Genomic DNA, 25,851 nt, shown 5'->3' with positions numbered 1-25,851 from the left:
AATCCGGCGTTTTTTATGGGCGCAAACAAAAGAGAGTCCGATTTGAATTACCAGATGATCACTACCAACGACGAGCTGGCTTCGCTGTGCGAGGTGACGCGTGAATTTCCCGCTATCGCCCTGGATACGGAATTTGTCCGCACCCGAACGTACTATCCGCAGCTGGGTCTGATTCAGATGTATGACGGCAAACACGTGTCGTTGATTGACCCCCTCGGCATTACCGACTGGGCGCCAATGCGCGAGCTGTTGCTGGATACCGCCGTGACCAAATATCTGCACGCGGGCAGTGAAGATCTGGAAGTCTTTCTCAACACCTTTGGCATCATGCCGCAGCCGCTGATTGATACCCAGATCCTCGCGGCGTTCAGCGGTCGTCCGCTCTCCTGGGGTTTTGCGGCGATGGTGGAAGAGTACACCGGTCTGACGCTGGATAAGAGCGAATCGCGTACCGACTGGCTCGCGCGTCCGCTGACGGCGCGTCAGCTTGAATACGCCGCGGCAGACGTCTTTTATCTTCTTCCAATTGCCGGCCAGCTCATGAAAGAGGCTGAGGCGTCCGGTTGGCTGTCTGCCGCACTGGACGAGTGCCGCATGACGCAGCAGCGTCGCCAGGAAGTGGTTGATCCGAAAGAAGCCTGGCGTGACATCACCAACGCCTGGCAGCTGCGCACCCGTCAACTGGCCTGTCTGCAATTGCTGGCTGACTGGCGTCTGCGTAAAGCGCGTGAGCGCGATCTGGCGGTTAACTTCGTGGTGCGTGAAGAACACCTGTGGGCGGTGGCGCGCTATATGCCGGGTAGCCTTGGTGAACTGGACAGCATTGGCCTTTCCGGAAGTGAGATCCGTTTCCACGGTAAAACGCTGCTCGCGCTGGTAGAGAAAGCTCAGCAGCTGCCAGAGGACGCACTGCCAGAACCGCTGCTTAACCTGATGGATATGCCGGGCTACCGCAAGGCGTTCAAAGATATCAAAGCGCTGGTGCAGACGGTGGCGGGGGAAAGCAAACTGAGTGCCGAACTGCTGGCTTCACGTCGTCAGATTAACCAGCTGCTGAACTGGCACTGGAAGTTGAAACCGCAAAATGGTTTACCGGAACTGGTCGCCGGATGGCGGGGGGAACTGATGGCCGAACGCCTGAATATCCTGCTGGAAGGGTATCCGCGCTAAAGAATTGTAGCCCCGGTAAGCGCAGCGCCACCGGGGAAATTGCCGGGCGGCGCGATGCTTACCCGGCCTACAAAACCACAAACGGATTAACGCGACTCTTCCGCTTCCGGAAGCGTCACGTTCAGCTCCAGAATCGAAATATCCCCGTCTTTTTGCTCCAGCTGAACGGTGACCATTTCCGGGTCAATCTGCACGTATTTGCAGATCACTTCCAGAATGTCTTTGCGCAACTGCGGCAGGTAGTGCGGTTCGGCGTCGCTACGACGACGTTCCGCCACAATGATTTGCAGACGTTCTTTTGCGATGTTGGCGGTGCTTTTTTTCCGCGAGAGAAAAAAGTCCAGTAATGCCATAACTTATCCTCCGAACAGGCGTTTGAGGAAACCTTTCTTCTCTTCTTCAATGAAGCGGAAAGGACGTTCTTCTCCCAGCAGACGGTCAACGGTATCCGCATACGCTTTACCTGCGTCTGCCTGTGTATCCAGGATCACGGGCTCGCCCTGGTTAGAGGCGCGCAACACGGACTGATCTTCCGGGATCACGCCAACCAGTTTGATGCGCAGGATCTCCAGCACGTCTTCCATGCTCAGCATGTCACCTTTGTTCACCCGGCCCGGGTTGTAGCGGGTCAGCAGCAGGTGCTCTTTGATTGGCTCCTGGCCATTTTCCGCGCGACGGGATTTCGAGGCCAGAATGCCGAGAATACGGTCGGAGTCACGTACTGACGAGACTTCCGGGTTGGTGGTGATGATGGCTTCATCCGCGAAGTAGAGCGCCATCAAAGCCCCGGTTTCGATACCGGCCGGGGAGTCGCAGACCACGAAGTCGAACTCCATCTTTTTCAGATCGTCGAGCACCTTTTCCACGCCTTCGCGGGTCAGGGCGTCTTTATCACGGGTCTGGGACGCCGGAAGAATGTAGAGGTTCTCGGTACGCTTATCTTTAATCAGCGCCTGGTTAAGGGTGGCATCGCCCTGAATGACGTTCACGAAGTCATACACCACGCGACGCTCGCAACCCATGATCAGGTCCAGGTTACGCAGACCGATATCGAAGTCGATTACGACGGTTTTCTTTCCCTTCTGGGCCAAACCAGTAGCGATGGCCGCGCTGGAGGTGGTCTTGCCAACGCCTCCTTTACCCGAAGTCACAACAATAATGCGTGCCATAGAAATTCCTTGTTAAAAGGGATCAATTTAACGGTTGAACGGTCAAAGCGTTATCTGCCAGTTGCAGACGGGCCGCTTTGCCATAAAATTCGGCTGGGATTTTATCGCTCAGCCAATATTCACCTGCGATAGACACCAGTTCTGCCGTCAGGTGAGTACAAAAAATTTGTGCTTCTCGATCGCCGCTGGCACCCGCAAGCGCACGCCCACGCATCATACCGTAAACGTGAATATTGCCATCTGCAATCAGTTCAGCGCCCGCACTGACGTGGCTTGTAACAATCAGATCACAGTTTGGCGCATAAATGCGCTGACCGGAACGAACCGGCAGATCAATCAATCGCGTTTTTGTGACTGGGGCTACATTTTGCGCCGGAGGCGGGGGAGCGGGAACGGTTGCAGGCGTTGCACGTGGGGCTTTTTCTTTGCCCTCGTTCAACAAGGGCAAACCCGCGCGTTCAATTTCGGCTTTTAACTCTGCGTCTTTGCAGCCGCTAATGCCCACGATGCGCAACCCCGTGGAGGCGACGGCCTGCTGGAGCCGCTTCCAGTTAACCGGCCCCTCAAGGTCGCTTACATTGACGACAACAGGAGCATGCTTAAGGAAAGCGGGAGCCTGCGCGATTTTGTCTTCTAACGCCTGACGAATAACCTCGGGTTTTGCATCATGCAAATGAACCACTGATAAGGTGAAGCTACTGCCTTTAAGCTCGATGGGCGTATTTGACATCCTGGCCTTACTCAATTTGCTATTAACCGCAACACATCGCCGCGATATTCCGAAGAGTATCAGGCATGTTATAGTCAGGAGTATATTGAGGCAAGCAACCACCCGTTAATTCAGAGTAAAAACATGTTTTGTGTGATCTACAGAAGTACCAGCCGCGACCAGACCTACCTTTATGTCGAAAAGAAAGACGATTTTTCCCGCGTGCCTGAAGAATTAATGAAAAGCTTTGGCCGACCGCAGCTGGCGATGCTGCTGCCGCTGGACGGCCGTAAGAAGCTGGTGAACGCCGATCTGGAGAAAGTCAAAAAGGCGTTAACCGAGCAGGGCTATTATTTACAGCTTCCGCCGCCACCGGAGAATTTATTAAAACAGCATCTTGAGGTGAGCGGAAAGAAATAAGCCCGGGTCCTTCCGGGAACAACTCATCAACCGATTAGGGGTCGACCATGTATCAACATCATAACTGGCAAGGTGCATTACTGGATTATCCCGTCAGCAAAGTGGTCTGCGTGGGCAGCAACTATGCAAAACATATTCAGGAGATGGGCAGCGCCGTGCCGGAAGAGCCGGTTCTGTTTATTAAGCCAGAAACCGCACTGTGCGATATTCGCCAGCCGCTGGTTCTGCCGCAGGGACTGGGCTCGGTGCATCATGAAGTGGAGCTGGCGGTGCTGATCGGCGCGACGCTGCGCCAGGCAACTGAAGAGCATGTAGAGAAAGCGATTGCGGGTTACGGTGTCGCGCTCGACCTGACGCTGCGTGACGTCCAGGGCAAAATGAAGAAAGCGGGGCAGCCGTGGGAAAAAGCCAAGGGTTTTGATAATTCATGCCCGATTTCCGGTTTCGTTCCGGTGAGTGAATTTACCGACGATCCGCAGAACACGCCGCTCAGCCTGAAGGTCAACGGCGAGATCCGCCAGCAGGGAACAACCGCTGACATGATCCATAAGATCGTTCCGCTGATTGCCTACATGAGCCGCTTCTTCACCCTGAAACCTGGCGACGTGATCCTCACCGGCACTCCGGAAGGTGTGGGGCCGCTGCTTAGCGGCGACGAACTGGACGTCAGTTTTAACGGCCTGTCGCTGAAAACCCGCGTGCTGTAAAAGCACCTTGCCGCCTGAAAAGGGCGGCAAAACTTGCATCAACGTGCCAGACTCGTTATAAGGTGCGCTCTATTTTGACGTGTGGACATCCCGATGAACGACATTCCTTTCTGGCAAAGCAAAACTCTCGACGACATGACCGACGCGGAGTGGGAATCGTTGTGTGACGGCTGCGGGCAGTGCTGCCTGCATAAGCTGATGGATGAAGATTCAGACGAGATCTATTTCACCAACGTAGCCTGCAAGCAGTTAAACATCAAAACCTGCCAGTGCCGCAACTATGAGCGCCGTTTCGAATATGAGCCGGACTGCATCAAGTTAACCCGTGAAAATCTGCCGACCTTTGAGTGGCTGCCGCATACCTGCGCGTATCGCCTGCTGGCGGAAGGAAAGGATCTGCCCACATGGCATCCGCTGTTGACGGGGTCGAAAGCGGCGATGCACGGTGAACGTATTTCCGTGCGCCACATTGCGGTGAAAGAGTCCGAGGTGCGCGACTGGGAAGACCACATTATGAATCACCCTAATCGGTGATAATAAAAAACCCGCCGAGGCGGGTTTTTTATTGTGCGCAATTTTGTCGGGTGGCGCTGCGCTTACCCGACCAACAAAACTGACGTTGCCGTTTTGCTTTTACCTTCCAAAAAGATCGCGTTTCTTTGGTTTGAACGGCTGGGCAATCAGCACCAGCAGTGCCACCACAAAGTAGGCGACAAAAATGCCCACCAGCCACTGCGGCATCTCCAGCGTCAGGAACTCCCACTGGCGTACAGAGCAGTCACCGGAGGCCACAAACACCTGCGGCAGCCATTTATCCAGCGGCAGCCAGCTCGGGAAGCGGGCGGCAAAATCACAGGTCATAAACGGCGACGGGTGAAGCTGCATCTGGGTGTGCTCCCAGGCAAGCGCAATCCCTTTCCCGGCGCTGTATAGCCAGATGGCAATTGCCGCATAGCGTAACGGTGATTTAGGTGCAATCGCACCTACCAGACCCGCGCCCATAATGCCGAATAGCGCACAACGCTCATAAATACACAGTACGCAAGGTTTCAGCCCCATCACATGCTGAAACCACAGCGCGACCATTTCCAGCGCAAAGGCGGTCAGGGCCATCAACAACCACGCTCCGCGACCGCGTGAGCACTGGTTCAAAAATCGCAACATAATCATTTCCCTGGAACATGCTTAGACAGCGCAGTGTAAACGAATTTTAATGCGCCGCAAGTATACCTGCTTGCAATAACCATTGCGTACAGGGAACGAGAGTAATTTTGATGCACAGCAAACCAACCAGGGTAAGCACCAGCGTATACGGCAGCGCCATCCAGACCATTCTTCCATAAGAAAGTCGTATGAGTGGTGCCAGCGCCGAGGTCAGCAGGAAGAGGAATGCCGCCTGACCGTTCGGGGTTGCCACGGAGGGGAGGTTGGTTCCGGTGTTGATCGCCACCGCCAGCAGCTCGAACTGTTCACTGCTGACAATCCCTTGCTCCATCGCGGCTTTGGCCTCATTGATGTATACCGTCCCGACAAAGACGTTATCGGATATAGAGGACAACAGACCGTTAAACAAATAGAACAGCGTTAGCTGCGAATCTGGCGTAGCCTGAAGCACAAACGCGATGATCGGCGCGAACAGATGTTGGTCAATAATCACCGCCACGACCGCGAAAAACACCGCCAGCAGGGCGGTAAACGGCAGCGCTTCGGTAAAGGCTTTTCCGATAGCATGTTCGTCCGTAACGCCGCCCAGGCTGGTTGCAAGGATAATTACCGACAGGCCAATCAGCCCCACCTCGGCAAGGTGGAAGGCCAGCGCAGCGATAAGCCACACGCCGATGAAACCCTGTGCAATCAGGCGCAGCGTCTCCTGGCGCGTGCGTTGTTTGCGGCTCTGCTCGTCAAACTTATGCAGCTCCTGGCGGACCTGATCGGGCAACTTCGCGCCATACCCAAAGAGGTTGAATTTTTCGACCAGCACACAGGTGGCTAACCCGCAGACCAGCACGGGCACGCTGACGGGCGCCATGCGCAGGAAAAATTCGCCAAAATGCCACTCAGCCGCTTTGGCGATAATCAGGTTTTGCGGCTCCCCGACCATGGTCATCACGCCGCCCAGCGCCGTCCCCACGCCCGCATGCATCATCAGGCTGCGCAGAAACGCGCGGAACTGTTCCAGCACATCGCGGTTGTGCGCCTCAACGTGACTGTCGTCCTGCAAGTTATCGCCAGGACGAGACGAGGCCACCCGGTGGTAAATCCCGTAAAAGCCGACGGCGACGCTGATCACCACCGCAACGACCGTCAGCGCATCCAGGAAGGCAGAGAGGAAGGCCGCGGCGAGGCAAAACGCCAGCGAAAGCAGCGTTTTCGACGGAATGCTCAGCAGCAAACGGGTGAAGATAAACAGCAGAAGCTGCTTCATAAAGTAGATCCCCGCCACCATGAAGATCAGCAGCAGCAGGACTTCAAGATTCGACGCTATCTCGTTTTTAACATGCTCCGCGCTGGTCATTCCAATGACCACGGCTTCCAGCGCCAGCAGCCCGCCGGGCAACAGCGGATAGCACTTCAGCGCCATCGCCAGGGTAAAGATAAACTCGGCGACCAACATCCACCCGGCAACGAAGGGATCCAGCAAAAAGATAACGGGATTAACGACCAGGAATACCAGTAAAGTAAGTTTGTACCAGTCAGGTGACTGACCTAAAAAGTTGCGCCACAGCGCGCGCCCAAATGAAATTTCCACGACAGACGTCCTTTACCCGTCAAATAAGACAAGACATCAGTATACGCAAAAATGGCGGCAGAGCGGGGGATTAAGCCATTTGTAAATTTCATAAAAATGAAACGGCGATCCCTCTTTTCTGTCTCTGCTGCGCTATCTGCCTCTGCGCGCCTCTGGTATGATGAGTGCAATTTGCTAAAGCTGTGTAATGGAAATCTCACTATGGTCATTAAGGCGCAGAGCCCGGCGGGTTTCGCGGAAGAGTACATCATTGAAAGCATCTGGAATAATCGTTTCCCTGCGGGATCAATTCTACCTGCTGAACGCGAACTCTCTGAACTGATTGGCGTCACCCGTACCACGCTGCGAGAAGTGCTCCAGCGTCTGGCGCGCGATGGCTGGTTGACGATACAGCATGGCAAACCCACTAAGGTGAACAACTTCTGGGAAACGTCCGGGCTGAACATTCTGGAAACGCTGGCGCGTCTCGACCACGAAAGCGTACCGCAGCTGATTGATAATCTGCTTTCCGTGCGCACCAACATCGCCACCATTTTCATCCGCACCGCGTTTCGTCAGCATCCTGAAGATGCGCTGAAAGTGCTTGCCACCGCTAATGAGGTGGAAGACCACGCGGATGCCTTTGCGACCCTTGATTACAACGTGTTCCGCGGTCTGGCGTTTGCTTCCGGCAATCCGGTTTACGGTCTGATCCTGAATGGAATGAAAGGGTTATATACGCGCATTGGTCGTCACTACTTTGCTAACCCTGAAGCCCGCAGCCTGGCGCTCGGCTTCTACCATAAACTGAGCAAACTCTGCACCGAAGGGCTGCACGATCAGGTCTATGAAACGGTGCGTCGTTACGGCCACGACTCCGGTGAAATCTGGCACCGGATGCAGAAAACGCTGCCGGGTGATTTAGCGATTCAGAGCCGCTGAAATAAAAAACCTCTCGATTGAGAGGTTTTTTTTCGCCGGGTGGCGGCTTCGCCTGACCCGGCCTACAGGTCCCGTAGGCCCGGTAAGCGTAGCGCCACCGGGCAAAAAATCCCACTACAGCGTATTCAACCGCGCCGGACACCGGTCCAGCAGCTCCACGCTGCCATCTTCGTTCTGCTGCTCCAGCAACACGTCAAATCCCCACAGGCGATGCACATGCTTCAGCACTTCCTTACGCCCCTTATCCAGCGGCGCGCGGTTGTGCGGAATATAGCGCAACGTCAGGGAGCGGTCGCCGCGCAGATCCACGTTCCAGACCTGAATGTTCGGTTCAAGATTACTCAGGTTGTACTGGGATGACAGGCGCGAGCGGATCTCGCGATAACCCTCTTCGTTGTGGATCGCGGAGATCTCCAGGTAGTTGTTGCGGTCATCATCCAGTACGGTGAAGAAGCGGAAATCACGCATGATCTTCGGCGACATGAACTGGCTGATAAAGCTCTCATCCTTAAAATCACGCATCGCGAAGTGCAGCGTTTCCAGCCAGTCGGAACCGGCAATATCCGGGAACCAGTATTTGTCCTCTTCGGTGGGCGACTGACAAATACGCTTGATATCCTGGAACATGGCAAAGCCGAGCGCGTACGGGTTAATGCCGCTGTACCACGGGCTGTTATATGCCGGCTGGAATACCACGTTGGTGTGGCTGTGCAGAAACTCCATCATAAACCGCTCGGTGACTTTTCCTTCGTCGTACAGGTGGTTAAGAATGGTGTAGTGCCAGAAGGTCGCCCAGCCTTCGTTCATCACCTGGGTCTGCTTCTGCGGATAGAAATACTGGCTCACCTTGCGCACGATGCGCAGGATCTCACGCTGCCACGGCTCCAGCAGTGGGGCGTTTTTCTCCATAAAGTAGAGCAGGTTTTCCTGCGGCTCGGAAGGGTAGCGACGCGCCTCGGCGACGGTTTTCTCCTCTTCACGTTTCGGCAGGGTGCGCCACAGCATATTCACCTGGCTTTGCAGATACTCCTCGCGGCTCTTCTGCCGGGCTTTCTCTTCCTGCAATGAGATCTTCTGCGGACGCTTATAACGATCAACGCCGTAGTTCATCAGCGCGTGGCAGGAGTCCAGCAGCTTCTCCACCTCGTCCACGCCGTAGCGCTCTTCGCAGTCGGTAATGTATTTGCGGGCGAAGATCAGGTAATCGACGATGGAGCTGGCGTCCGTCCAGCTGCGGAACAGATAGTTATTTTTGAAGAACGAGTTATGTCCATAGCAGGCGTGCGCCATCACCAGCGCCTGCATGGTAATGGTGTTCTCCTCCATCAGATAGGCAATACAAGGGTTAGAGTTAATGACGATTTCATACGCCAGTCCCTGCTGCCCGTGCTTATACAGCCGCTCTGTCTCAATGAATTTTTTGCCAAACGACCAGTGCGGATAGTTAATTGGCATCCCGACGCTGGAGTAAGCGTCCATCATCTGTTCCGAGGTGATGACTTCAATCTGATGGGGATAGGTATCCAGACGATAGAGTTTGGCCACCCGGTCGATCTCCGCCAGGTAGACATCCAGCAACTCGAAGGTCCAGTCGGGTCCATCGCTCAGACGGGTGCTGTCCCTGGACATGGAATCTAGTGTAGCCATTAGCGCGCCCTCGTTGTTGGTCGCTCTCTCTGACTGGAGAGCCTCCTTTTAAGCATAGATCACCCCATTCAAATACGCGGGGCGCAGAAATTTTTTCTTTGCGATTTCGCGTTTTCGATACGGCAAATAAAGCGGTGCTCACAGAATTTTCTACTGGTTAAAAATAACGCGCAGCAGGAGATCCCAAATAAGCGCCATCCCCTGATACAGCGGGATATGTGAGTTGAGTCACCATAAAAAAGTCATATGTTGAATAATATTTTCAACTAGGTTATCAATCTGTAATTAGATGATTGTTCTTTTGCTCATAATGGAGTGGCTATGCGTGTTGTCATACTGGGAAGTGGTGTCGTTGGCGTGACCAGCGCCTGGTATTTGAGTCAGGCGGGACATGAGGTTACCGTTATCGATCGCGAATCCGGTCCGGCGCTGGAAACCAGTGCGGCGAATGCGGGGCAAATCTCTCCGGGCTACGCTGCGCCGTGGGCGGCCCCGGGCGTTCCGCTGAAGGCGATCAAATGGATGTTTCAGCGACATGCGCCCCTGGCGATCAGCCTTGACGGCACGCAGTTCCAGCTTAAGTGGATGTGGCAGATGCTGCGCAACTGCGACACCCGCCACTATATGGAAAACAAGGGGCGTATGGTGCGGCTGGCGGAATACAGCCGCGACTGCCTGAAGGCGCTGCGTGCCTCAACGGGCATCGAATATGAAGGGCGTCAGGGCGGCACGCTTCAGCTGTTCCGTACCGCGCAACAGTACGAAAACGCGACCCGCGATATCGCCGTGCTTGAAGATGCTGGCGTACCGTATCAGCTGCTGGAAGCCAGCCAGCTGGCGCAGGTGGAGCCAGCGCTTGCCGAGGTCGCGCACAAGCTGACGGGCGGTCTGCGTTTACCGAACGATGAAACCGGCGACTGCCAGCTTTTCACCCAGCGTCTGGCGCGCATGTGTGAGCAGGCCGGGGTGAAATTCCGCTTCAATACTTCTGTCGACAAACTGCTGTCGGAAGGGGAGAAGATTTACGGCGTGAAGTGTGGGGAAGAGGTAATTAAAGCCGATGCCTACGTGATGGCGTTTGGCTCCTACTCAACCGCGATGCTGAAAGGCATCCTGGATATCCCGGTCTATCCGCTGAAAGGCTACTCCCTGACCATCCCGGTGAAAGAGGACAGCGGCGCGCCGGTCTCGACCATTCTCGATGAAACCTACAAAATCGCCATCACCCGCTTCGATAACCGGATCCGCGTCGGCGGCATGGCGGAAATCGTGGGCTTCAATACCGAGCTGCTCAAACCGCGTCGTGAAACGCTGGAGATGGTCGTGGGCGATCTCTTCCCGCGCGGCGGCTTCATTGAGCAGGCGACGTTCTGGACCGGCCTGCGCCCAATGACCCCGGACGGCACGCCGATTGTGGGCCGTACGCCATATAAAAATCTGTGGACCAACACCGGCCACGGCACGCTTGGCTGGACCATGGCCTGCGGTTCGGGCCAGCTGCTGAGCGACCTGATCTCCGGACGGACGCCGGCAATTCCGTTTGACGATTTGAGCGCCGCACGCTATGAATCAGGGTTTACCCCATCGCGTCCACAACACCTGCACGGCGCGCATAATTAAGGAGTCGTCATGTCCCGTCCTATTCTGGCCCAGCTGGATTTGCAGGCGCTGAAGGATAACCTGCAAATTGTTCGCCGTGCTGCGCCGGGTTCTCGTGTCTGGTCGGTGGTGAAAGCCAACGCCTACGGTCATGGTATTGACCGTATCTGGAGTGCGCTCGGCGGCACCGATGGTTTTGCCTTGCTGAATCTGGAAGAGGCCATCCTGCTGCGCGAGCGCGGCTGGAAAGGACCGATCCTGCTGCTGGAAGGATTCTTTCATGCGCAGGATCTGCCTCTGCTGGATAAGTACCGCCTGACGACCAGCGTTCACAGTAACTGGCAGATCAAGGCCATCCAGGACGCGAAGCTGCATGCCCCGCTGGATATTTATCTCAAAGTGAACAGCGGGATGAACCGTCTGGGCTTCCAGCCTGAACGGGTGCATACGGTCTGGCAGCAGCTTCGTGCGCTGAAAAACGTCGGTGAGATGACGCTGATGGCGCACTTCGCCGATGCGGAAAAGCCGGACGGCATTGCCGATGCCATGGTCCGCATTGAGCAGGCGGCAGAAGGTCTGGACTGTCCGCGCTCGCTGTCGAACTCAGCGGCAACGCTCTGGCATCCCGAGGCGCACTACAACTGGGTACGTCCGGGGATCGTACTGTACGGCGCGTCACCCTCAGGTCAGTGGCAGGATATTGCCAACAGCGGCCTGAAGCCGGTGATGACGTTACGAAGCGAGATTATCGGCGTGCAAACCCTGAAAGCGGGCGATACGGTGGGCTATGGCAGCCGCTATCGGGCAGCAGGTGAACAGCGCATCGGTATCGTGGCGGGGGGCTATGCAGATGGTTATCCGCGCATCGCCCCGAGCGGCACGCCGGTGTGGGTCGATGGCGTGCGCACCGGCACGGTAGGTACCGTCTCCATGGACATGCTGGCCATCGATTTGACGCCGTGTCCCCAGGCGGGGATCGGGTCACCGGTTGAGCTGTGGGGCAACGAGGTTAAAATTGATGATGTGGCCGCTGCGGCGGGCACCGTCGGGTATGAGCTGATGTGCGCGCTGGCGCCAAGAGTGCCTGTTGTGACGGTGTAACATGTGTGTGTGTGCCGGGTGGCGGCTTCGCCTTACCCGGCCTACAAAAGCCCGAACGTAGGCCGGGTAAGCGTTAGCGCCACCCGGCAAAAAAGCAGCTACTCCGCCTCCTCCTCCATCGGCCTTACGCCGACTTTGCGCACCGCGTTATCTTCTTTCTCCGCTACCGTCCAGATCATCCCGGCAAACTCCACCTGGTCACCGACGACCGGCGCAGCTCCTAATAATTGCTGAATAATCTCACCCAGGGTTTGCTGGTTATCTCGATTCTCCAGTCCACCTTCCAGGCCATAAATCAGCGCCACATCCGCAAAGCGGGCGCTGGCTTCGAGGATAAAATCGCCGAAGAAACGCTGATCCAGCGCCACCGGGGGCGACTGGCTGAACAGCTTGCCGAGGGCCGGCAGGTCGCGCTCGCGGCCAATCACGCAGAGGATATCGTTCTCACGCAGCCGCGTGCTGCCGGTCGGGTGAAGCAGGGCGTTATCCCGGAACAGGGCGGCAATGCGCGTTTCAGCGGGCATATGCAGATCGCGCAGGGACGCGCCCACGCACCACTTATCGGCGCTTAGCTGGTAGACAAACTGTTCCCAGGGATTCTCAGGGTGAATATCCAGCCCCACGCGGGAGACCGGCCAGCCAATGGGCGGTACCACCACTTTGGCTTTTTTCGCCGCCCAGCCCAGCGACGTCCCCTGGAACAGCAGCGACACCAGCACCACGAAGAAGGCGACGTTGAAGAACAGGCGGGCGTTGTCCAGCCCGGCCATCATCGGGAACACTGCCAGAATAATTGGCACCGCGCCGCGCAGCCCCACCCAACTGATAAATATCCGCTCACGTAGGTTAAACCCGCGGAACGGCAGCAGCCCGGCAAACACCGACAGCGGACGGGCGAAGAAGATCATCCAGGCTGACAAAAGCAGCGCCGGTACGGCGATAGGCAGCAGGTCCGACGGCGTCACCAGCAGGCCCAGCACCAGGAACATGGCGATCTGCGCCAGCCAGGCCAGACCGTCGAAGTTCTGCAAGATGGCGTGACGGTTGCGAATCGGTCGGTTGCCCAACAGGAAACCGCAAAGGTAAACCGCCAGAATACCGCTGCCGTCCAGCGCGGTGGTGACGGCAAAGATCAGGATCCCACCGCTCAGGGCCAGCAGCGGGTAAAGGCCGGAAGGCAGCGTAATACGGTTAATCGTATGCTGTAACAGGTAACCGCCGCCGAGACCAATGATAATCCCGAGGCCAAACTGCTGGAGGATGTGCCAGGCGAACATCCAGCTCAGGCCGGTTTCGTGCTGCTGGATCATCTCAATCAGGGTAATGGTCAGGAACACCGCCATCGGATCGTTACTGCCGGATTCAATCTCAAGCGTGGAGCCAACGCGTTCGTTCAGCCCCTTGCCGCCGAGCAGTGAGAAAACCGCCGCCGCATCGGTAGAGCCGACAATCGCGCCAATCAGCAGGCCTTCCATTATATCGAGGTTAAACAGCCAGGCCGCCATCATGCCGGTCAGGCCGGAGGTGATCAGCACGCCGACGGTCGCCAGAGACAGCGCCGGGCCTAAGGCAACGCGAAACGAACTTGCCTGGGTGCGCATGCCGCCGTCCAGCAGAATCACCGCCAGCGCGAGGTTACTCACCATATAGGCGAAAGGGTAATTATCGAAGGGGATACCGCCGATACCGTCGATCCCGGCAAGCATGCCGATAGCCAGGAAAATGACAAGAATAGGTATGCCAAGACGCGATGAAAATGAACTTAATAAAATGCTAAAGGTTACCAGGATGGAACCCAGAATGAAAAGACTGATTATCGCTGTGGCACCCAATGTCGTCTTACTCCCACCTCAATGTGAACGTTGTTATTAAAACCCTAACATAATAACAACGTTAACTGCGTTTTATTGAGGGGGAATAACGGCTTTTTTATGCCTTTAAGACCGGATGACCGCTGATTGTTAACCGACTGCCTGAATTATCGTGTACAAGGTGCGCCTGGGCACCCAGCGGCAGGGTAACGGTTTGCTGCTCATGGCCGAAATCCAGACCGGCGATCACCGGGATATCCAGCCGGGAACGAATGAAATCAATCATCGTCTCCAGGGAATAGCCCGCATCGTAATCGTTAGGGGCTGAACCACTAAAACTGCCCAGCACAATGGCCGACTGCCGATCCAGGATCCCGGCGTGATACAGCTGCAACAGCATACGTTCGACGCGGAACGGGTGTTCGTTGATATCTTCCAGCACCAGTATGCCGTCCGCGATCTGCGGCAGCCACGGCGTTCCAATCAGCGACACCAGCATCGCGAGGTTGCCGCCCCACAGCTGTCCTTCACATTCCCAGTGCGGTCCATTGCCTTGCCACTCGACGGTGAACGTCGGGTTTTGCAGGGCGCGCCAGAAATGGTCCTGCGTAAACGCATCCAGCTCCGGCGCACCAAAGTTGCCGGCCAGCATCGGGCCGCTAAAGGTAATGACGTTATGCAACGCAAGCAGGCCGAGCTGGATCGCCGTGAAATCGCTGTGTCCGCAGATTAACAGCGGATCCTGCTGCTGGCGCGCGGCCAGCCCGGCCCAGTCGATGCTCTCCAGCAGCCGGCTTGCGCCATAGCCGCCGCGCACGGCCAGCACAATAGTGTTTTCACCTTCCAGCGTCGCCAGGCTGTTGATATCGCTCAGTCTCTGCGCCTCCGTACCGGCAAAACGCTGCATGCGGCGGGGGATAATTGTCTGATTTTCTACCTGATGGCCCATTTCCAGCAGGCGCTGAACGCCCCGCTGTGCCGCCTCCTGGTTGATGCAGTAGCCTGACGGTGCGATGAGATGAAACTGAGGCATGGCAATTCCTTGCTGAATGAGAATCTAATTGTCTATATCATGCCGCTTATACGCCGCCTGCTTCAAGGGGCGACGTACCGCGATGACCGGCTATAAGGATAGATGACGTGAAATTGAGATGGTTTGCTTTTTTGATTGTGCTGCTCGCTGGCTGTAGTTCAAAACATGATTATCAAAATCCCCCCTGGAACCCTGAAGTGCCGGTAAAGCGGGCCATGCAGTGGATGCCGATCAGCGAACAAGCCGGGAAGGCCTGGGGCGTGAGCCCGCGTCTGATCACGGCGATCATTGCCGTGGAGTCCGGCGGCAACCCGACGCTGGTGAGTAAATCGAATGCGGTGGGGCTGATGCAGTTAAAAGCCTCGACGGCGGGAAGAGAGGTCTATCGCTACATGGGCTGGAAGGGACAGCCATCCACCAGCGAGCTGAAAAACCCGGAACGTAATATCTCTATGGGAACCGCTTACCTGAGCATTCTCGAGCATGGCATTCTGAAGGGGATTGACGATCCGGAAGTGATGCAATATGCGCTGGTGGTGTCGTACGTTAACGGAGCCGGCGCGCTGCTCCGAACCTTCTCATCCGATCGCAAAGAGGCGATAGAAGAGATTAACGATATGGATAAAGATGAATTCTTCGAGCACGTGGTGAAGAATCATCCGTCAGCACAGGCTCCACGTTATATCTGGAAAGTACAGAAAGCGATGGACGCCATGTAACGCCTTTGTCGGGCGGCAGCATGCTGCCCGACGCCTTTCAGCGCACTTTGTTCGCGCGTTCCCGCGCTTCACGCTCCAGTGAGAAGATGATGCGCTGTAGTTCGCGTTCGGCGCCTGGCCCGACATTCAGAAAGCGAAAGCTCAGTCGCGGCGTGGTAATGGTTTCGTTTTTGCTGTCCACCACCTTACGCTCGCTGATGGCAATCAGCTGGGCGTCAAACCAGAAGCGTCCCCATCCGCCCATATCCAGCTCAATCTGACTAAAACGCATGCCTTCCACCAGTCCTTCCGGCTTCGGCGTATCCATTAACGCGCCCATCCCGCCCAGTGACAGGTCGAAGAGACGAAAGCGGATCTCTTTTTTGTCCGGCATTTTTGCCTTACAGAAATAGGCCGGGTGAAGCGGGGCGCTGATGCGAAAAAACTCGCGGCGTTGCACGAACCAGAGGTTAGCGGGCAGGGGAGCGATAAACGCAGGCAAACCCTGGTACGCGATCGTGGTCAGGCGGGGCAGTATAAACTCGACTTTAGCCCCCTGCGTTTCGGCCATCACCGAGAGGTTTTCTGCCTGGAGCGCGGCACGGTTTTCTTCGCTCTGGCTACCCAGATCCACGATCAGGTGTTCTGCCGTCACGTCCAGGATCTTACTGATAAACTGGCTGGTTGACCAGTTGATGCGCAGCGGCACCTCGCCCTTTTTCAGGTCGCGTAATACCCCTAATACAGCCAGCGGATTTTGTTTCAGGAACTGCTCACTGTAGCTACTCACGCCAGATGGCTCCTCGATAGATGACAGACTGTCTCTGGGTTATCGGCACGCTGGCATGAAACTTAATACAAACGATCTGTTTTTCTCCGCCGATATTGATTTGCTAATGGAAATGATAATAATTGGCGTTCCCAATAGCATCTAATAACAAGACGACACTATGAGCACCTCACGTTTTGCGTTATGCGCGTTGGCAGGCGCCGTCACGCTGGCATTGCAAACACAGGCTTTTGCAGAAGAACCCACCATCGTGGTGACCGGTACAGAGCAGGGCAGCGCGCTCCCTGCCTGGACCAACAGCGCCACGAAATCAGCCGTCGCGGAAAGTAAAACGCCCCAGGTGATCAACACCATCGCCGCTAAAGAGATTGAGCAGCGGCACGCCAGTTCGGTAAACGAGATCCTGCGCTATGCGCCGGGCGTTTCCACGGAGGTGCGCGGGAGCACCTCTTACATGAGCGAGTACAAAATCCGCGGGTTCAACGTCGAGCAGGAGTTCTACAACGGCCTGCAACTTCCCTATAACGTCACCGGGAACACTAAAGCGCGAATCGATCCGCTGCTGATTGAGAGCGTCGATATTCTGAAGGGGCCGTCATCCGTGCTGTATGGCGGCGGCTCCCCGGGCGGGCTGGTCAATATTCAGAGTAAAAAGCCACAGAAAGAGGCGAAAACAGAACTGGGCTTTAACACCGGAAACCGCAATCTGAAAGAGGGGTACCTGGATTCCACGGGGCAGATTGCGACCAGCGACTGGAACTATCGCCTGCTGGGTAAAGCGACAGAGAGTGACGAACAGGCGCGCACCACGCGCTATGAAAACTATCTGGTGGCCCCCTCCGTGACCTGGCAGCCGGATGACAAAACGCGCCTGACCATTGACGCGCTGGCGCAAAATACGCCGAGCCTGACGCCGTCTGATCCGATGCCGCTAAGCTATCTACGGTCTAAATACGCCGATCGTCGTGACTATGCCGGGGATGAGTGGAGCGGCTTTAAGCAGCGTCAGTGGATGCTGGGCTACAGCTTTGAACATGAGTTTGACAGTGGCTGGGGCTTTAGCCAGAAAGCGCGCTACTTTGACGTGGACACCCACCAGCGCAGCGCCTATTCAACCGGGACGGGCAGCGAGGTCTACCAGCTTAACCGCTTCGCCTATACCACGGATGAAGATTTACAGAGCTTCAACATTGATAACCAGGTCACCCGAACCGTCGCGCTGGGGGACTGGAAACATCATCTGCTGGTGGGCTTTGACTACCAGAAGCTGAACTCTCACTTCCATTATCGTTACGCCTCGTCCACACCGGGTATCGATATGCGTAATCCGGATCACTCGCAGATCGATAACGATGCGCTGGGGCTTGAAACCGCGCAGAAAAACCGTCTCAGCTATCAGCAGAATGGCTATTACCTCCAGGATCAGATTGCGTTTGGCGGGCTGAACGTGCTGGCCAGCCTGCGCTATGACGACTACCGTTCTGTCACCACCAACTATCTGCAAAACGGTGACAAAGCATGGGTATCGCAGGATCGCCTCACTAAGCGACTGGGCGCGCTTTATGCCTTCGACAATGGTCTCTCGCCGTTTATCAGCTATTCGGAAGGGTTCGCCCCGGTATCGCCGCAGGGCACGCTGACCGCGAAAGACGTTAAGCCCACCACCAGCAAGCAGGTGGAGGGTGGGGTGAAATACCTGCTGGCGGAATACGCAACCACCTTCACCGCCTCGGTGTTTAACATTCGTCAGAAAAATGTGGTGACCAGCGATCCGGGCTTCCTCAACTATCGCCAGACCGGGGAAGTGGAATCGAAAGGTGCGGAGCTTTCCGCTATGAGTCGTCCAACGGATAACCTGACGCTGATTGCCAACTATGCCTACACCCACGCCATCAATACCGAAGATGACAAGTACCAGGGCAAACGACCGACGCAGGTCCCTGAGAACGCCTTTAATCTGTGGGGAGATTACACCTTTGACAGCACGCCGCTGAGAGGGTTAACGCTGGGGGCAGGGGCACGCTACACCGGGCCGATGGAGATCTCGCCAGCCAACGACGCAGGCAAGCTGGGCGGTACGACGCAATACGATCTGGCGGCGTCTTACCGCATGGGCGAGCTGGCGCCATCGCTGGAGGGGCTGACGTTGAAAGCGAGCGCGCAGAACGTCACCAACAAAGAGACGCTCACCTGCTATGACGCGACCAACTGCTGGATAGGCCGCGACCGCACGTTCCAGGTCGGGGCGAGTTACAGCTTCTGAAAAAAGCCCGGTGGCGCTTCGCTACCGGGCCAATCTATTGCACGGAACCATCCCCTCGCCCCACCGGGGAGAGGGTCAGGGTGAGGGGCGCTACTGCGCCGCCTGTTTCGCAGGTGCAACATCATCGTTTGCCGCAGGCTGATTCTCCGGTACGCTGTCGCACGGCTTCTCTTTCGGACAGACCATGTCCAGCATCCTGAGCGTCACGCCGTTACTCCAGCCGAAACCGTCCTGCAACGGATACTCACCGCCGCCACCGCCGGTACCGGTCGAAGAGACATCGTACTTCTCAACCAGTTTCTTCTCGCGATCGTAGGTATGCTGAACGTTTTTCAGGAAACGCCAGGTTACGTCCATCGCCACTTTCTGCTGACCATAGTTCTGCAACCCTTCCACCGCTACCCACTGCAACGGCGCCCAGCCGTTCGGCGCATCCCACTGCTGCCCGCTGTTGATGGTGGTGGTAGAAATACCGCCCGGTTTCAGCAGGCGTGACGACGCGGCTGCGGCCACTTTATCCGCGCGATCCTGTGATGCGGCCTTCACATACAGCGGGAAGAGGGCTGCGGCCGTCAGCTGATTACGCACCTTCCCGGTTTTCAGATCGTAATCCGCATACCAGCCCTCTTTATCGTTCCACAGGTGGCTTTCCATGGCTTTCTGACGTGCGGAGGCCAGCGCGTCATATTTACTTGCACTGGCGTTATCGCCGTCTTCCTGACTGGCGCGGGCCAGCAGTTTTTCCATCTTAAACATCAGCGCATTCAGATCCACCGGTACGATGCTGGTGGTGCGGATGGTACCCAGCTTCTGTGGATCGTCCATCCAGCGGGAGCTGAAATCCCAGCCCGAAGCCGCGGCAGAGCGCAGATCGCGGTAAATTTCGGTGGCCGGACGGTTAGGGTTATTTTTGGCGGTGGTCACGTCATCCAGCCACGACTCAGGGCGCGGCGTGTCCCGATCGTCCCAGTAGCGGTTGAGGATCGAGCCGTCATCCAGCTTCACCACGCGTTTGTTCGCCTGACCAGGCTGGAGCCCATCAGCCCCCTCCATCCAGTAAGCGTACTCTTTCTCCATCTGCGGACGGTATTTCTTCAACGCGTCGCTGTCATGCGTGGCCAGCAATTCCACCATCAGCGAGAAGAAAGGCGGCTGAGAGCGGCTCAGGTAGTAGCTGCGGTTACCGTTAGGGATATGGCCCCAGGTATCAAGCTCGTAAGCGAAGTTGTCCACCATGTCGCCGATCTTATCCCAGTGGCCGCTCTCGGCCAGCCCCAGCATGGTGAAATAGCTGTCCCAGTAATAGACTTCGCGGAAGCGTCCTCCCGGCACGACATAGGGCTTTGGCAGGGGCAGGAGGGAATCCCATTTGTTCGCTTTGTCAGTGGTGCGGGTCAGTACAGGCCACAGATCGTCTATGTGTTCGCGCAGGCTCTGGCCTTCAGGGGGAACGTATTTCTCACCTTCCTTCGGCAGGATAAAGTTCATCTCTACGAAGTGGCGCAGGTCAAAACCGGACTGGGTATGCTGCATCCGGTAATCCGCCAGGATGGTTAGCGGGTCGCTTTTGGGAACGGCATCCGCGAAGGTTTTCTGATCCGGGAACAGTTTGGCGCTCTGTACTTCATTAAAGAGGGGGCCAAGGAGAATATCAGGTGAGCTTTGCTGGCTCGTTGGCTGGTCTTCAGCATAACCAAATGCGGTAACACCGAGTAGGGCGCCTGCCAACGTAAGGTGTAACAAGCCAGGGCGTAGCATTCGAGTTTTTATCATCGGTTCATCTCCATTCGTCGCTGGGCAGCGTCACCGCTGTCGTCAATCACCTGAAAACCTTAGACGAATATTGCCCGCTTCGCGTGTTAGATATCCCATTTTGCGCATTACCAGACAATTTACCGCCGCGCCCGGACGTGAGAAGCTCGCCGAAAACTATTTACTCGGGGAATGTTTTCTGGGGAATGATTTTAATTAAATATCCTGTCAGGGCACACTATGAATATTGACCAGACTTATGGGTTGCAACCTTTTTTAATTCTGTGAACGGGGTTGTGTTTCTTTATTACATTCCGCGAATAACTTTCCGTGAAGGTCACACAAAGTAAAAAACATAACCGACATAACAAAAAACATAATAGCCTGCCGAAAAACATTTAGACGAAATAGAGTGGCCCATCACTTCGGGTATTCACTTTTATTTCAGGATGGATTCTATGCAATTAAAAAAATGGTTGTCCTCGTGGGGGCATTCTGTTCTGGCTCTCTTTTTGCGGCACAAAGCGCGACGAGCGTAGATGAAAAACTGGCGCAACTGGAGGCGCAAATCGAGGCGTTGAAACAACAGCAGGCGGCCAGTCAGCAGGCTGCTCCCGTGGTCGTCCAGTCAGAAGAGCCCGTCAATAAAGACGCACCACCGAAGCTGACGCTTTCGGGCTTTGGAGATATAAAATTTTATGGCGATGTGGAATTTAATATGGATGCTGCCAGCAAAACCGGCAGTCTGACTTCTGTTAAGCAAAGTGCTAATAGCGACTGGGCGCCGGGAGATAAAGAACGGTGGGATATTAATGGTCGTATTTTGCTGGGGTTTGATGGTTATCGAAAAATGGATAACGGCCATTTTTCCGGATTTTCTGTACAACCACTGGGCGATTTAGCAGGGCAAATGTACCTTGATGATGCGGTATTTTTCTTTGGCGCAGAAAACGACTGGGAAATTAAAGTTGGACGTTTTGAAGCCTACGATATGTTCCCGCTCAACCAGGATACCTTTGTTGAATACTCAGGCAATACAGCGGACGATCTTTATAGCGACGGCTATGGTTACATTTATATGCTGAAAGAGGGGCGTGGCCGTACCGACAGCGGCGGTAACTTCCTGATGAGTAAAACGCTGGATAACTGGTATTTCGAGCTGAATACGCTGTTCAAAGACGGCAGCGATCTGTACGTCGACCAGCGCTACCATGGCGCGGAACTGGAAAATGATAAGAACGTCGCCTATGTCCGGCCAGTTATTTCGTGGCAGGACGGCCCGTTCTCAACGGCCGTCGCCATGGAAACCAATCTGGTCAACAATGCTTATGGCTATCGGGATGACGCGGGTCGTTGGGTCGATCAGTCTGACCGCACCGGTTACGGATTCACCATGACCTGGGATGGTCTGAAAGCCGATCCTGAGGATGGCATAGTCGTGAATCTCAACACAGCGTATCTTGACGCCGCAGACGAAACGGACTTCACCTCCGGCGTCAATGCCCTGTGGCGTAACGCTGAGCTGGGCTATATTTATGCGCATAACGAAATCGACGAATTTAACACTTCAACCTTTGACGCAGAGTGTGAGAATGATTGCTGGATCACCGATCCGGGTGAGTATGATATTCACACTGTCCATGCGTCGTACCTTATTCCCAACGTAATGAAGATGAAGAACTTTAACATTTACCTGGGCGCCTACGCTTCGTGGGTGAACGCGTCGCCGAAAAAGGGAAGCGATAAGAACGACGATCGTTATGGCGGTCGTGTGCGGTTTAAATATTATTTCTGAAGAGTGTCATGATGCCCCCCTGTTAGCAGGCAGAGGGGCCATTTTGCAGGCCGGGTATGCGCAAGCGTCACCCGGCAATACGATCGGCTACAACCCTTTCTTATCCATCAGCACCGCCAGATCCACCAGACGGTTCGAGAAGCCCCATTCGTTGTCATACCACGACAGGATCTTCACCATATTCCCGCCAATCACCAGCGTTGAAAGCCCGTCGATGATGGATGAGCGCGGGTCGCCCTGATAATCACGGGAGACCAGCGGTTCATCGCTGTAGCCCAGGATGCCTTTCAGCGGCCCGCTGGCGGCAGCCTGACGGAACGCGTCATTCACCTCTTCGGCGGTCACGTTGCGGCTCAGCGTCACCGTCAGATCGACAATCGACACCACCGGAACCGGCACGCGCAGAGAATACCCGGTGAGTTTACCGTCAAGCTCGGGGATCACTTTCCCGAGCGCTTTTGCCGCGCCGCTGGAGTAAGGCACAATGGATAATGCTGCCGCGCGCGCGCCGCGCAGATCTTTTTCCGGCTGGTCATGCAGCGCCTGGCTGTTGGTGTAGGCATGCGTGGTGTTCATCAGCCCGTGCTCAATGCCAAACTGCTGGTGCAGCACCTGCGCCGCTGGCGCCAGACCATTAGTGGTGCAACTCCCGTTGCTGACCACAAAATGCTGGGCCGGATCGTACAGCGTGTGGTTCACACCCATCACCACCGTCAGATCATCATTTTTAGCCGGGGCGGAAATAATGACGCGTTTTGCGCCGCCGCTCGTGATATGCACCGCCGCTTTTTCACGTTCGGTGAAGAAGCCGGTGGCTTCAATTACCACCTCAACGCCTGCGTCTTTCCACGCAATGTTTGCCGGGTCGCGTTCACTGAATACGGTGATGCGTTGCCCGTCAACCTGTAGCGCGCCGTCCGCCGCTTCCACAGGCACCGGCAGCGTGCCGAGCAGAGAGTCATATTTCAGCAGATGGGCGAGGGTTTTACTGTCCGTCAGATCGTTAATGGCCACAATCTGGAGATCCGGGTTGCCCAGCGCCGCGCGCAGGACATTACGTCCGATACGGCCGAAACCGTTAATACCGACCTTAACCATGATGCACTCCTTATCTGTGTTGTCTGGAGTTACTGTAGGCGTCAGGTCGTATGGCGTAAATGACAAAAAAGGATCATATTACGCCATTCTACGGCAGTGGAAGCGCTGGCGGTATTCGCCCGGGGTAAGATGAAGCTGCTTTTCAAAAACGCGGCGCAGGTTGATGCTGGTACCAAACCCGCTTTTTTCGGCAATGACCTCAAGCGGATCCTGGGTCTGCTCCAGAAGCTGTCGGGCGGCGGCCAGGCGCGCTTCGGTGACATAACGGGCCGGAGGCACGCCCACGTCACGCGTGAACACGCGGGTGAAATTGCGCGGGCTCATGGCGACCCGTTCGGCCAGCCTTTCGACGCACAAATCTGCGGTGAGGTTTTGCAGGATCCAGCTTTGCAGTTCGCTGACCGGTCCGCTCGCGCCGGACTGCTCCAGATTATAGCGGCTGAACTGTAGCTGACCGCCAGGCCGACGCAGGTACATCACCATATCCTGCGCCACATTGCGGGCGAGGGTGAAGCCGTAATCATCTTCCACCAGCGCCAGCGTCAGGTCAAACCCGGAGCTGACGCCGCCGGACGTCCAGACGGGGCCATCCTGAACATAGAGCGGGCCGCCCTCAACGTTGACCGCAGGATAGCGGGTTTTCAGGGTTTCCAGAAGCCGCCAGTGGGTCGTTGCCCGGCGCCCATCGAGCAGTCCGGCCTGTGCCAGCAGCAGGGCCCCGCCGCAGACAGAGGCGACGCGTCGCGCATGCGGCGCGGCAAGGTGCAGCCAGTCCACCACGGCGGTGCTCTCCTGCTCATTCATGCCGCGACCGGTAATGATGATCGTGTCCAGCGGCTCGCGCGGATCCAGCTCCGGCAGGCGATAGTCCGCCAGCAGGTTTAAGCCGGACTGGCCGTGGATCACCAGGTGAGGCTGGGTGGTGGCGATAATGATGCGGTAGCGGGGCTGCGCAAGGCCGTCCGGGTGCAGCCGGTTGGCCTGCATCAGAATGTCGGCGATACCGGCGGCCTCAAACAACATGCCACCATCGGGAACGATAATCAGGATCTTCTTCATGTCCTGAAAAGTACCTTTATCACAAAATAAGTCAAGCGGCAGGCGAACATTGTAGAAGAGACAAATGAGGCGTGCCGGGTGAAAGAGTAGAACGGCAGATGTTGGGAAGAAGTAAAATAAATATGTAGTAACGGTAAAACTTCTTGCGTGAGGTTCACTGTCAGCGCCGCTGAACCCCCCCAGTTTATGGGCTGCAAGGGAGCGCGCTGAACGATGAGAGAGCAAAAAGATGTAGCCGGGCTTAATTGTTTAGGTGCAAAAAATAACCCCAAAGGGGAATTTTGCTCAGGTTATTTCGGATCGCGAAATTAAATTTCTGCCATTTTCTTAGCCGCCATTTGTTTATGCGGGACGCTCGTGCACATTAAAAGTTATCTTCTGAATGCAACAATGAAAATATCCCAGATATATCCCGCAGCGCACAGAAAAAATGAAATTCTACTAATTATGGTAGTGGAGATAATAAAGGGTTACGTTAATGATAGTGGTTCTCTTTTTCCTGTTTAGCCATTAATTTTCATAGAGTTATGCTCGAAATCTGTCTAAGAAAAAGACGATTTTACCTAAGTGCGCATTTTTTATGAGATTAATCCTATAATGCATTGGGCGTATCATTAAACGCCATTAAGCAGGTGGGAAATATTGAATTGATGACAAGCTCATGTAAACTTGTCTACCGTTTGTCAAAATATGTCAGGAGCATGCTGGGCCCATTTCTGTCGGGTTCGTGCGGTAGCTATGCCTTAAAATAGTTACCTGCTGAAAATATTCCGACTATTTTAACAATAGCACCTAAGTCAAATTTTATCCCCTCTCTTCATCCTCTAAATATCGCTACGGAAAAGCATATGAAACTGCGCGTATTGTTATCACTTCTGTTTGTTATGGCGGTGGCGGGCTGTAAGGCGCCGCAGAAACCAGCGATCACCGATGATACGATTGTGACCAGCCAGGTGAATGGCATCACGCTGACGCACCGTCACGCTGTTACCCCTCCGGTGGAGTTCACTCAGGTGAATGAACCGTACCGTGCCATGTACCCGGCATCCCTGATGAGCCGTCCTGACTACGGCGGAAAAGTGATCCGTACGCTTGAGACCGGCAAAACTTACGTTGTGCTGGGGCAGGTTGAACATTTCTGGATGGCGCTAGCCGATGAAGGGAGTGAACAGCTGATTGGTTACGTGCCGATGCGTGCCGTGATCAAGGCTGACCAGTACGAAGCCACCGTGCGTAAACAGGCACTGCGCCCGAAAGCGCGTAAGAAAACCACCTGTGTTGATGTCGATGGCAACAGCAAAGCCTGCAAAGACAGCGCGAACGGTACCTGGATCCTGAACTAAACGGGTTTCACGAGCAT

General features: G+C 55.5%; 22 protein-coding genes and 1 pseudogene. 11 read left to right on the top strand and 12 right to left on the bottom strand.

What is annotated here, in order from left to right:
• Window positions 1-54: 54 nt before the first annotated feature.
• The gene (gene rnd, locus ACQG0T_RS13170; RefSeq protein WP_123249628.1) at window positions 55-1,170 is read left to right on the top strand and encodes a ribonuclease D; all 1,116 of its coding nucleotides are present in this window, start codon (window positions 55-57) and stop codon (window positions 1,168-1,170) included.
• Window positions 1,171-1,256: 86 nt separating this feature from the next.
• Here the strand turns inward: rnd and minE are convergent, their stop codons facing one another.
• The 3 genes from minE to minC are packed head-to-tail and all read right to left on the bottom strand — an operon-like array spanning window position 1,257 to window position 3,069.
• On the bottom strand, window positions 1,257-1,523 hold the full coding sequence (gene minE, locus ACQG0T_RS13165) for a cell division topological specificity factor MinE (RefSeq protein ID WP_003859937.1): 267 nt from the start codon (window positions 1,521-1,523) through the stop codon (window positions 1,257-1,259).
• A 3-nt stretch (window positions 1,524-1,526) separates the two neighbouring features.
• Window positions 1,527-2,339 carry a septum site-determining protein MinD gene (minD, locus tag ACQG0T_RS13160; protein WP_003859938.1) on the bottom strand — a complete coding sequence of 271 codons (813 nt, stop codon included), beginning with the start codon at window positions 2,337-2,339 and terminating at the stop codon, window positions 1,527-1,529.
• Between the two features lie 22 nt (window positions 2,340-2,361).
• Entirely contained in the window at window positions 2,362-3,069 is a 708-nt protein-coding gene (gene minC, locus ACQG0T_RS13155) for a septum site-determining protein MinC (RefSeq protein WP_017384318.1), read from the bottom strand.
• 123 nt (window positions 3,070-3,192) lie between these two features.
• On the opposite strand from minC, the gene ACQG0T_RS13150 reads away from it, so the two are divergent.
• From ACQG0T_RS13150 to ACQG0T_RS13140, 3 genes are all read left to right on the top strand, one after another.
• Complete coding sequence (locus ACQG0T_RS13150; RefSeq protein ID WP_006810982.1) at window positions 3,193-3,468, top strand: YcgL domain-containing protein; 276 nt, start codon at window positions 3,193-3,195, stop codon at window positions 3,466-3,468.
• A gap of 47 nt (window positions 3,469-3,515) precedes the next feature.
• Window positions 3,516-4,175, top strand: coding sequence for a fumarylacetoacetate hydrolase family protein (locus ACQG0T_RS13145; RefSeq protein ID WP_032619529.1), 660 nt, complete (start codon window positions 3,516-3,518; stop codon window positions 4,173-4,175).
• 93 nt (window positions 4,176-4,268) lie between these two features.
• Window positions 4,269-4,709: a YcgN family cysteine cluster protein gene (locus ACQG0T_RS13140; protein WP_015570314.1), complete on the top strand. Its 441-nt coding sequence runs from the start codon at window positions 4,269-4,271 to the stop codon at window positions 4,707-4,709.
• A 99-nt stretch (window positions 4,710-4,808) separates the two neighbouring features.
• On the opposite strand, the gene dsbB is transcribed toward ACQG0T_RS13140, so the two are convergent.
• Window positions 4,809-5,339, bottom strand: coding sequence for a disulfide bond formation protein DsbB (gene dsbB, locus ACQG0T_RS13135; protein WP_017693268.1), 531 nt, complete (start codon window positions 5,337-5,339; stop codon window positions 4,809-4,811).
• 46 nt (window positions 5,340-5,385) lie between these two features.
• Window positions 5,386-6,924, bottom strand: a complete 1,539-nt coding sequence (nhaB, locus tag ACQG0T_RS13130) for a Na(+)/H(+) antiporter NhaB (RefSeq protein WP_017693269.1) — start codon at window positions 6,922-6,924, stop codon at window positions 5,386-5,388.
• A 201-nt stretch (window positions 6,925-7,125) separates the two neighbouring features.
• Here nhaB and fadR point away from each other — a divergent pair, with 201 nt between their 5' ends.
• Window positions 7,126-7,845, top strand: coding sequence for a fatty acid metabolism transcriptional regulator FadR (fadR, locus tag ACQG0T_RS13125; protein WP_015570315.1), 720 nt, complete (start codon window positions 7,126-7,128; stop codon window positions 7,843-7,845).
• A 114-nt stretch (window positions 7,846-7,959) separates the two neighbouring features.
• Here fadR and ACQG0T_RS13120 read toward each other — a convergent pair whose 3' ends face one another.
• Window positions 7,960-9,492 (bottom strand): SpoVR family protein, encoded by a 1,533-nt coding sequence (locus tag ACQG0T_RS13120; RefSeq protein ID WP_017384314.1) that lies wholly within the window; start codon window positions 9,490-9,492, stop codon window positions 7,960-7,962.
• A gap of 321 nt (window positions 9,493-9,813) precedes the next feature.
• Between ACQG0T_RS13120 and ACQG0T_RS13115 the strand changes: the two genes are divergently transcribed.
• Together ACQG0T_RS13115 and dadX are read left to right on the top strand one after the other, a co-directional pair.
• On the top strand, window positions 9,814-11,112 hold the full coding sequence (locus ACQG0T_RS13115; RefSeq protein ID WP_271040308.1) for a D-amino acid dehydrogenase: 1,299 nt from the start codon (window positions 9,814-9,816) through the stop codon (window positions 11,110-11,112).
• Between the two features lie 9 nt (window positions 11,113-11,121).
• Complete coding sequence (dadX, locus tag ACQG0T_RS13110; protein WP_032653929.1) at window positions 11,122-12,192, top strand: catabolic alanine racemase DadX; 1,071 nt, start codon at window positions 11,122-11,124, stop codon at window positions 12,190-12,192.
• Between the two features lie 164 nt (window positions 12,193-12,356).
• Here dadX and ACQG0T_RS13105 read toward each other — a convergent pair.
• Window positions 12,357-14,024 (bottom strand): annotated as a pseudogene (locus ACQG0T_RS13105) (potassium/proton antiporter); the annotation flags it as partial.
• 97 nt (window positions 14,025-14,121) lie between these two features.
• Entirely contained in the window at window positions 14,122-15,036 is a 915-nt protein-coding gene (gene ldcA / locus ACQG0T_RS13100) for a muramoyltetrapeptide carboxypeptidase (protein WP_252051107.1), read from the bottom strand.
• A gap of 107 nt (window positions 15,037-15,143) precedes the next feature.
• On the opposite strand from ldcA, the gene emtA reads away from it, so the two are divergent.
• A complete protein-coding gene (gene emtA / locus ACQG0T_RS13095) occupies window positions 15,144-15,755 on the top strand; it encodes a membrane-bound lytic murein transglycosylase EmtA (RefSeq protein WP_017384310.1) in 612 nt (203 codons plus the stop codon).
• A 37-nt stretch (window positions 15,756-15,792) separates the two neighbouring features.
• Here the strand turns inward: emtA and ycgR are convergent, their stop codons facing one another.
• Window positions 15,793-16,524 (bottom strand): flagellar brake protein YcgR, encoded by a 732-nt coding sequence (ycgR, locus tag ACQG0T_RS13090; RefSeq protein WP_017384309.1) that lies wholly within the window; start codon window positions 16,522-16,524, stop codon window positions 15,793-15,795.
• Window positions 16,525-16,684: 160 nt separating this feature from the next.
• On the opposite strand from ycgR, the gene ACQG0T_RS13085 reads away from it, so the two are divergent.
• Window positions 16,685-18,787, top strand: coding sequence for a TonB-dependent siderophore receptor (locus tag ACQG0T_RS13085; protein ID WP_271040307.1), 2,103 nt, complete (start codon window positions 16,685-16,687; stop codon window positions 18,785-18,787).
• A 90-nt stretch (window positions 18,788-18,877) separates the two neighbouring features.
• Here the strand turns inward: ACQG0T_RS13085 and ACQG0T_RS13080 are convergent, their stop codons facing one another.
• Window positions 18,878-20,560: an alpha,alpha-trehalase gene (locus ACQG0T_RS13080; RefSeq protein ID WP_032619545.1), complete on the bottom strand. Its 1,683-nt coding sequence runs from the start codon at window positions 20,558-20,560 to the stop codon at window positions 18,878-18,880.
• Between the two features lie 451 nt (window positions 20,561-21,011).
• On the opposite strand from ACQG0T_RS13080, the gene ACQG0T_RS13075 reads away from it, so the two are divergent.
• The gene (locus ACQG0T_RS13075; protein ID WP_426723795.1) at window positions 21,012-22,334 is read left to right on the top strand and encodes a carbohydrate porin; all 1,323 of its coding nucleotides are present in this window, start codon (window positions 21,012-21,014) and stop codon (window positions 22,332-22,334) included.
• Window positions 22,335-22,421: 87 nt separating this feature from the next.
• On the opposite strand, the gene gap is transcribed toward ACQG0T_RS13075, so the two are convergent.
• Complete coding sequence (gene gap, locus ACQG0T_RS13070; protein WP_015570325.1) at window positions 22,422-23,432, bottom strand: type I glyceraldehyde-3-phosphate dehydrogenase; 1,011 nt, start codon at window positions 23,430-23,432, stop codon at window positions 22,422-22,424.
• A gap of 78 nt (window positions 23,433-23,510) precedes the next feature.
• Window positions 23,511-24,491, bottom strand: a complete 981-nt coding sequence (locus tag ACQG0T_RS13065) for a GlxA family transcriptional regulator (RefSeq protein ID WP_252031569.1) — start codon at window positions 24,489-24,491, stop codon at window positions 23,511-23,513.
• Window positions 24,492-25,339: 848 nt separating this feature from the next.
• On the opposite strand from ACQG0T_RS13065, the gene ACQG0T_RS13060 reads away from it, so the two are divergent.
• Window positions 25,340-25,834, top strand: a complete 495-nt coding sequence (locus ACQG0T_RS13060; RefSeq protein ID WP_045335081.1) for a hypothetical protein — start codon at window positions 25,340-25,342, stop codon at window positions 25,832-25,834.
• Window positions 25,835-25,851: the final 17 nt, after the last annotated feature.

Source organism: Enterobacter cloacae complex sp. 302F9, from assembly GCF_050030335.1.
Classification (GTDB): Bacteria; Pseudomonadota; Gammaproteobacteria; order Enterobacterales; family Enterobacteriaceae; genus Enterobacter; species Enterobacter hormaechei_C.
The sequence above is the reverse complement of the archived record's forward strand: the minus strand, read 5'-3'. Positions and strand labels throughout refer to the sequence as shown.

What these genes read in the sequence shown, in the direction of transcription:
- ACQG0T_RS13145 (WP_032619529.1), top strand. Translation starts at nt 3,516, where the DNA reads ATGTATCAACATCATAACTGGCAAGGTGCATTACTGGATTATCCCGTC.
- fadR (WP_015570315.1), top strand. Translation starts at nt 7,126, where the DNA reads ATGGTCATTAAGGCGCAGAGCCCGGCGGGTTTCGCGGAAGAGTACATC.
- ACQG0T_RS13065 (WP_252031569.1), bottom strand. Translation starts at nt 24,491, where the DNA reads ATGAAGAAGATCCTGATTATCGTTCCCGATGGTGGCATGTTGTTTGAG.
- gap (WP_015570325.1), bottom strand. Translation starts at nt 23,432, where the DNA reads ATGGTTAAGGTCGGTATTAACGGTTTCGGCCGTATCGGACGTAATGTC.
- ACQG0T_RS13150 (WP_006810982.1), top strand. Translation starts at nt 3,193, where the DNA reads ATGTTTTGTGTGATCTACAGAAGTACCAGCCGCGACCAGACCTACCTT.
- ACQG0T_RS13115 (WP_271040308.1), top strand. Translation starts at nt 9,814, where the DNA reads ATGCGTGTTGTCATACTGGGAAGTGGTGTCGTTGGCGTGACCAGCGCC.
- minD (WP_003859938.1), bottom strand. Translation starts at nt 2,339, where the DNA reads ATGGCACGCATTATTGTTGTGACTTCGGGTAAAGGAGGCGTTGGCAAG.
- dsbB (WP_017693268.1), bottom strand. Translation starts at nt 5,339, where the DNA reads ATGTTGCGATTTTTGAACCAGTGCTCACGCGGTCGCGGAGCGTGGTTG.
- ACQG0T_RS13080 (WP_032619545.1), bottom strand. Translation starts at nt 20,560, where the DNA reads ATGATAAAAACTCGAATGCTACGCCCTGGCTTGTTACACCTTACGTTG.
- ACQG0T_RS13085 (WP_271040307.1), top strand. Translation starts at nt 16,685, where the DNA reads ATGAGCACCTCACGTTTTGCGTTATGCGCGTTGGCAGGCGCCGTCACG.
- ACQG0T_RS13140 (WP_015570314.1), top strand. Translation starts at nt 4,269, where the DNA reads ATGAACGACATTCCTTTCTGGCAAAGCAAAACTCTCGACGACATGACC.
- minC (WP_017384318.1), bottom strand. Translation starts at nt 3,069, where the DNA reads ATGTCAAATACGCCCATCGAGCTTAAAGGCAGTAGCTTCACCTTATCA.
- minE (WP_003859937.1), bottom strand. Translation starts at nt 1,523, where the DNA reads ATGGCATTACTGGACTTTTTTCTCTCGCGGAAAAAAAGCACCGCCAAC.
- dadX (WP_032653929.1), top strand. Translation starts at nt 11,122, where the DNA reads ATGTCCCGTCCTATTCTGGCCCAGCTGGATTTGCAGGCGCTGAAGGAT.
- ldcA (WP_252051107.1), bottom strand. Translation starts at nt 15,036, where the DNA reads ATGCCTCAGTTTCATCTCATCGCACCGTCAGGCTACTGCATCAACCAG.
- ACQG0T_RS13120 (WP_017384314.1), bottom strand. Translation starts at nt 9,492, where the DNA reads ATGGCTACACTAGATTCCATGTCCAGGGACAGCACCCGTCTGAGCGAT.
- rnd (WP_123249628.1), top strand. Translation starts at nt 55, where the DNA reads ATGATCACTACCAACGACGAGCTGGCTTCGCTGTGCGAGGTGACGCGT.
- ACQG0T_RS13075 (WP_426723795.1), top strand. Translation starts at nt 21,012, where the DNA reads ATGGTTGTCCTCGTGGGGGCATTCTGTTCTGGCTCTCTTTTTGCGGCA.
- ACQG0T_RS13060 (WP_045335081.1), top strand. Translation starts at nt 25,340, where the DNA reads ATGAAACTGCGCGTATTGTTATCACTTCTGTTTGTTATGGCGGTGGCG.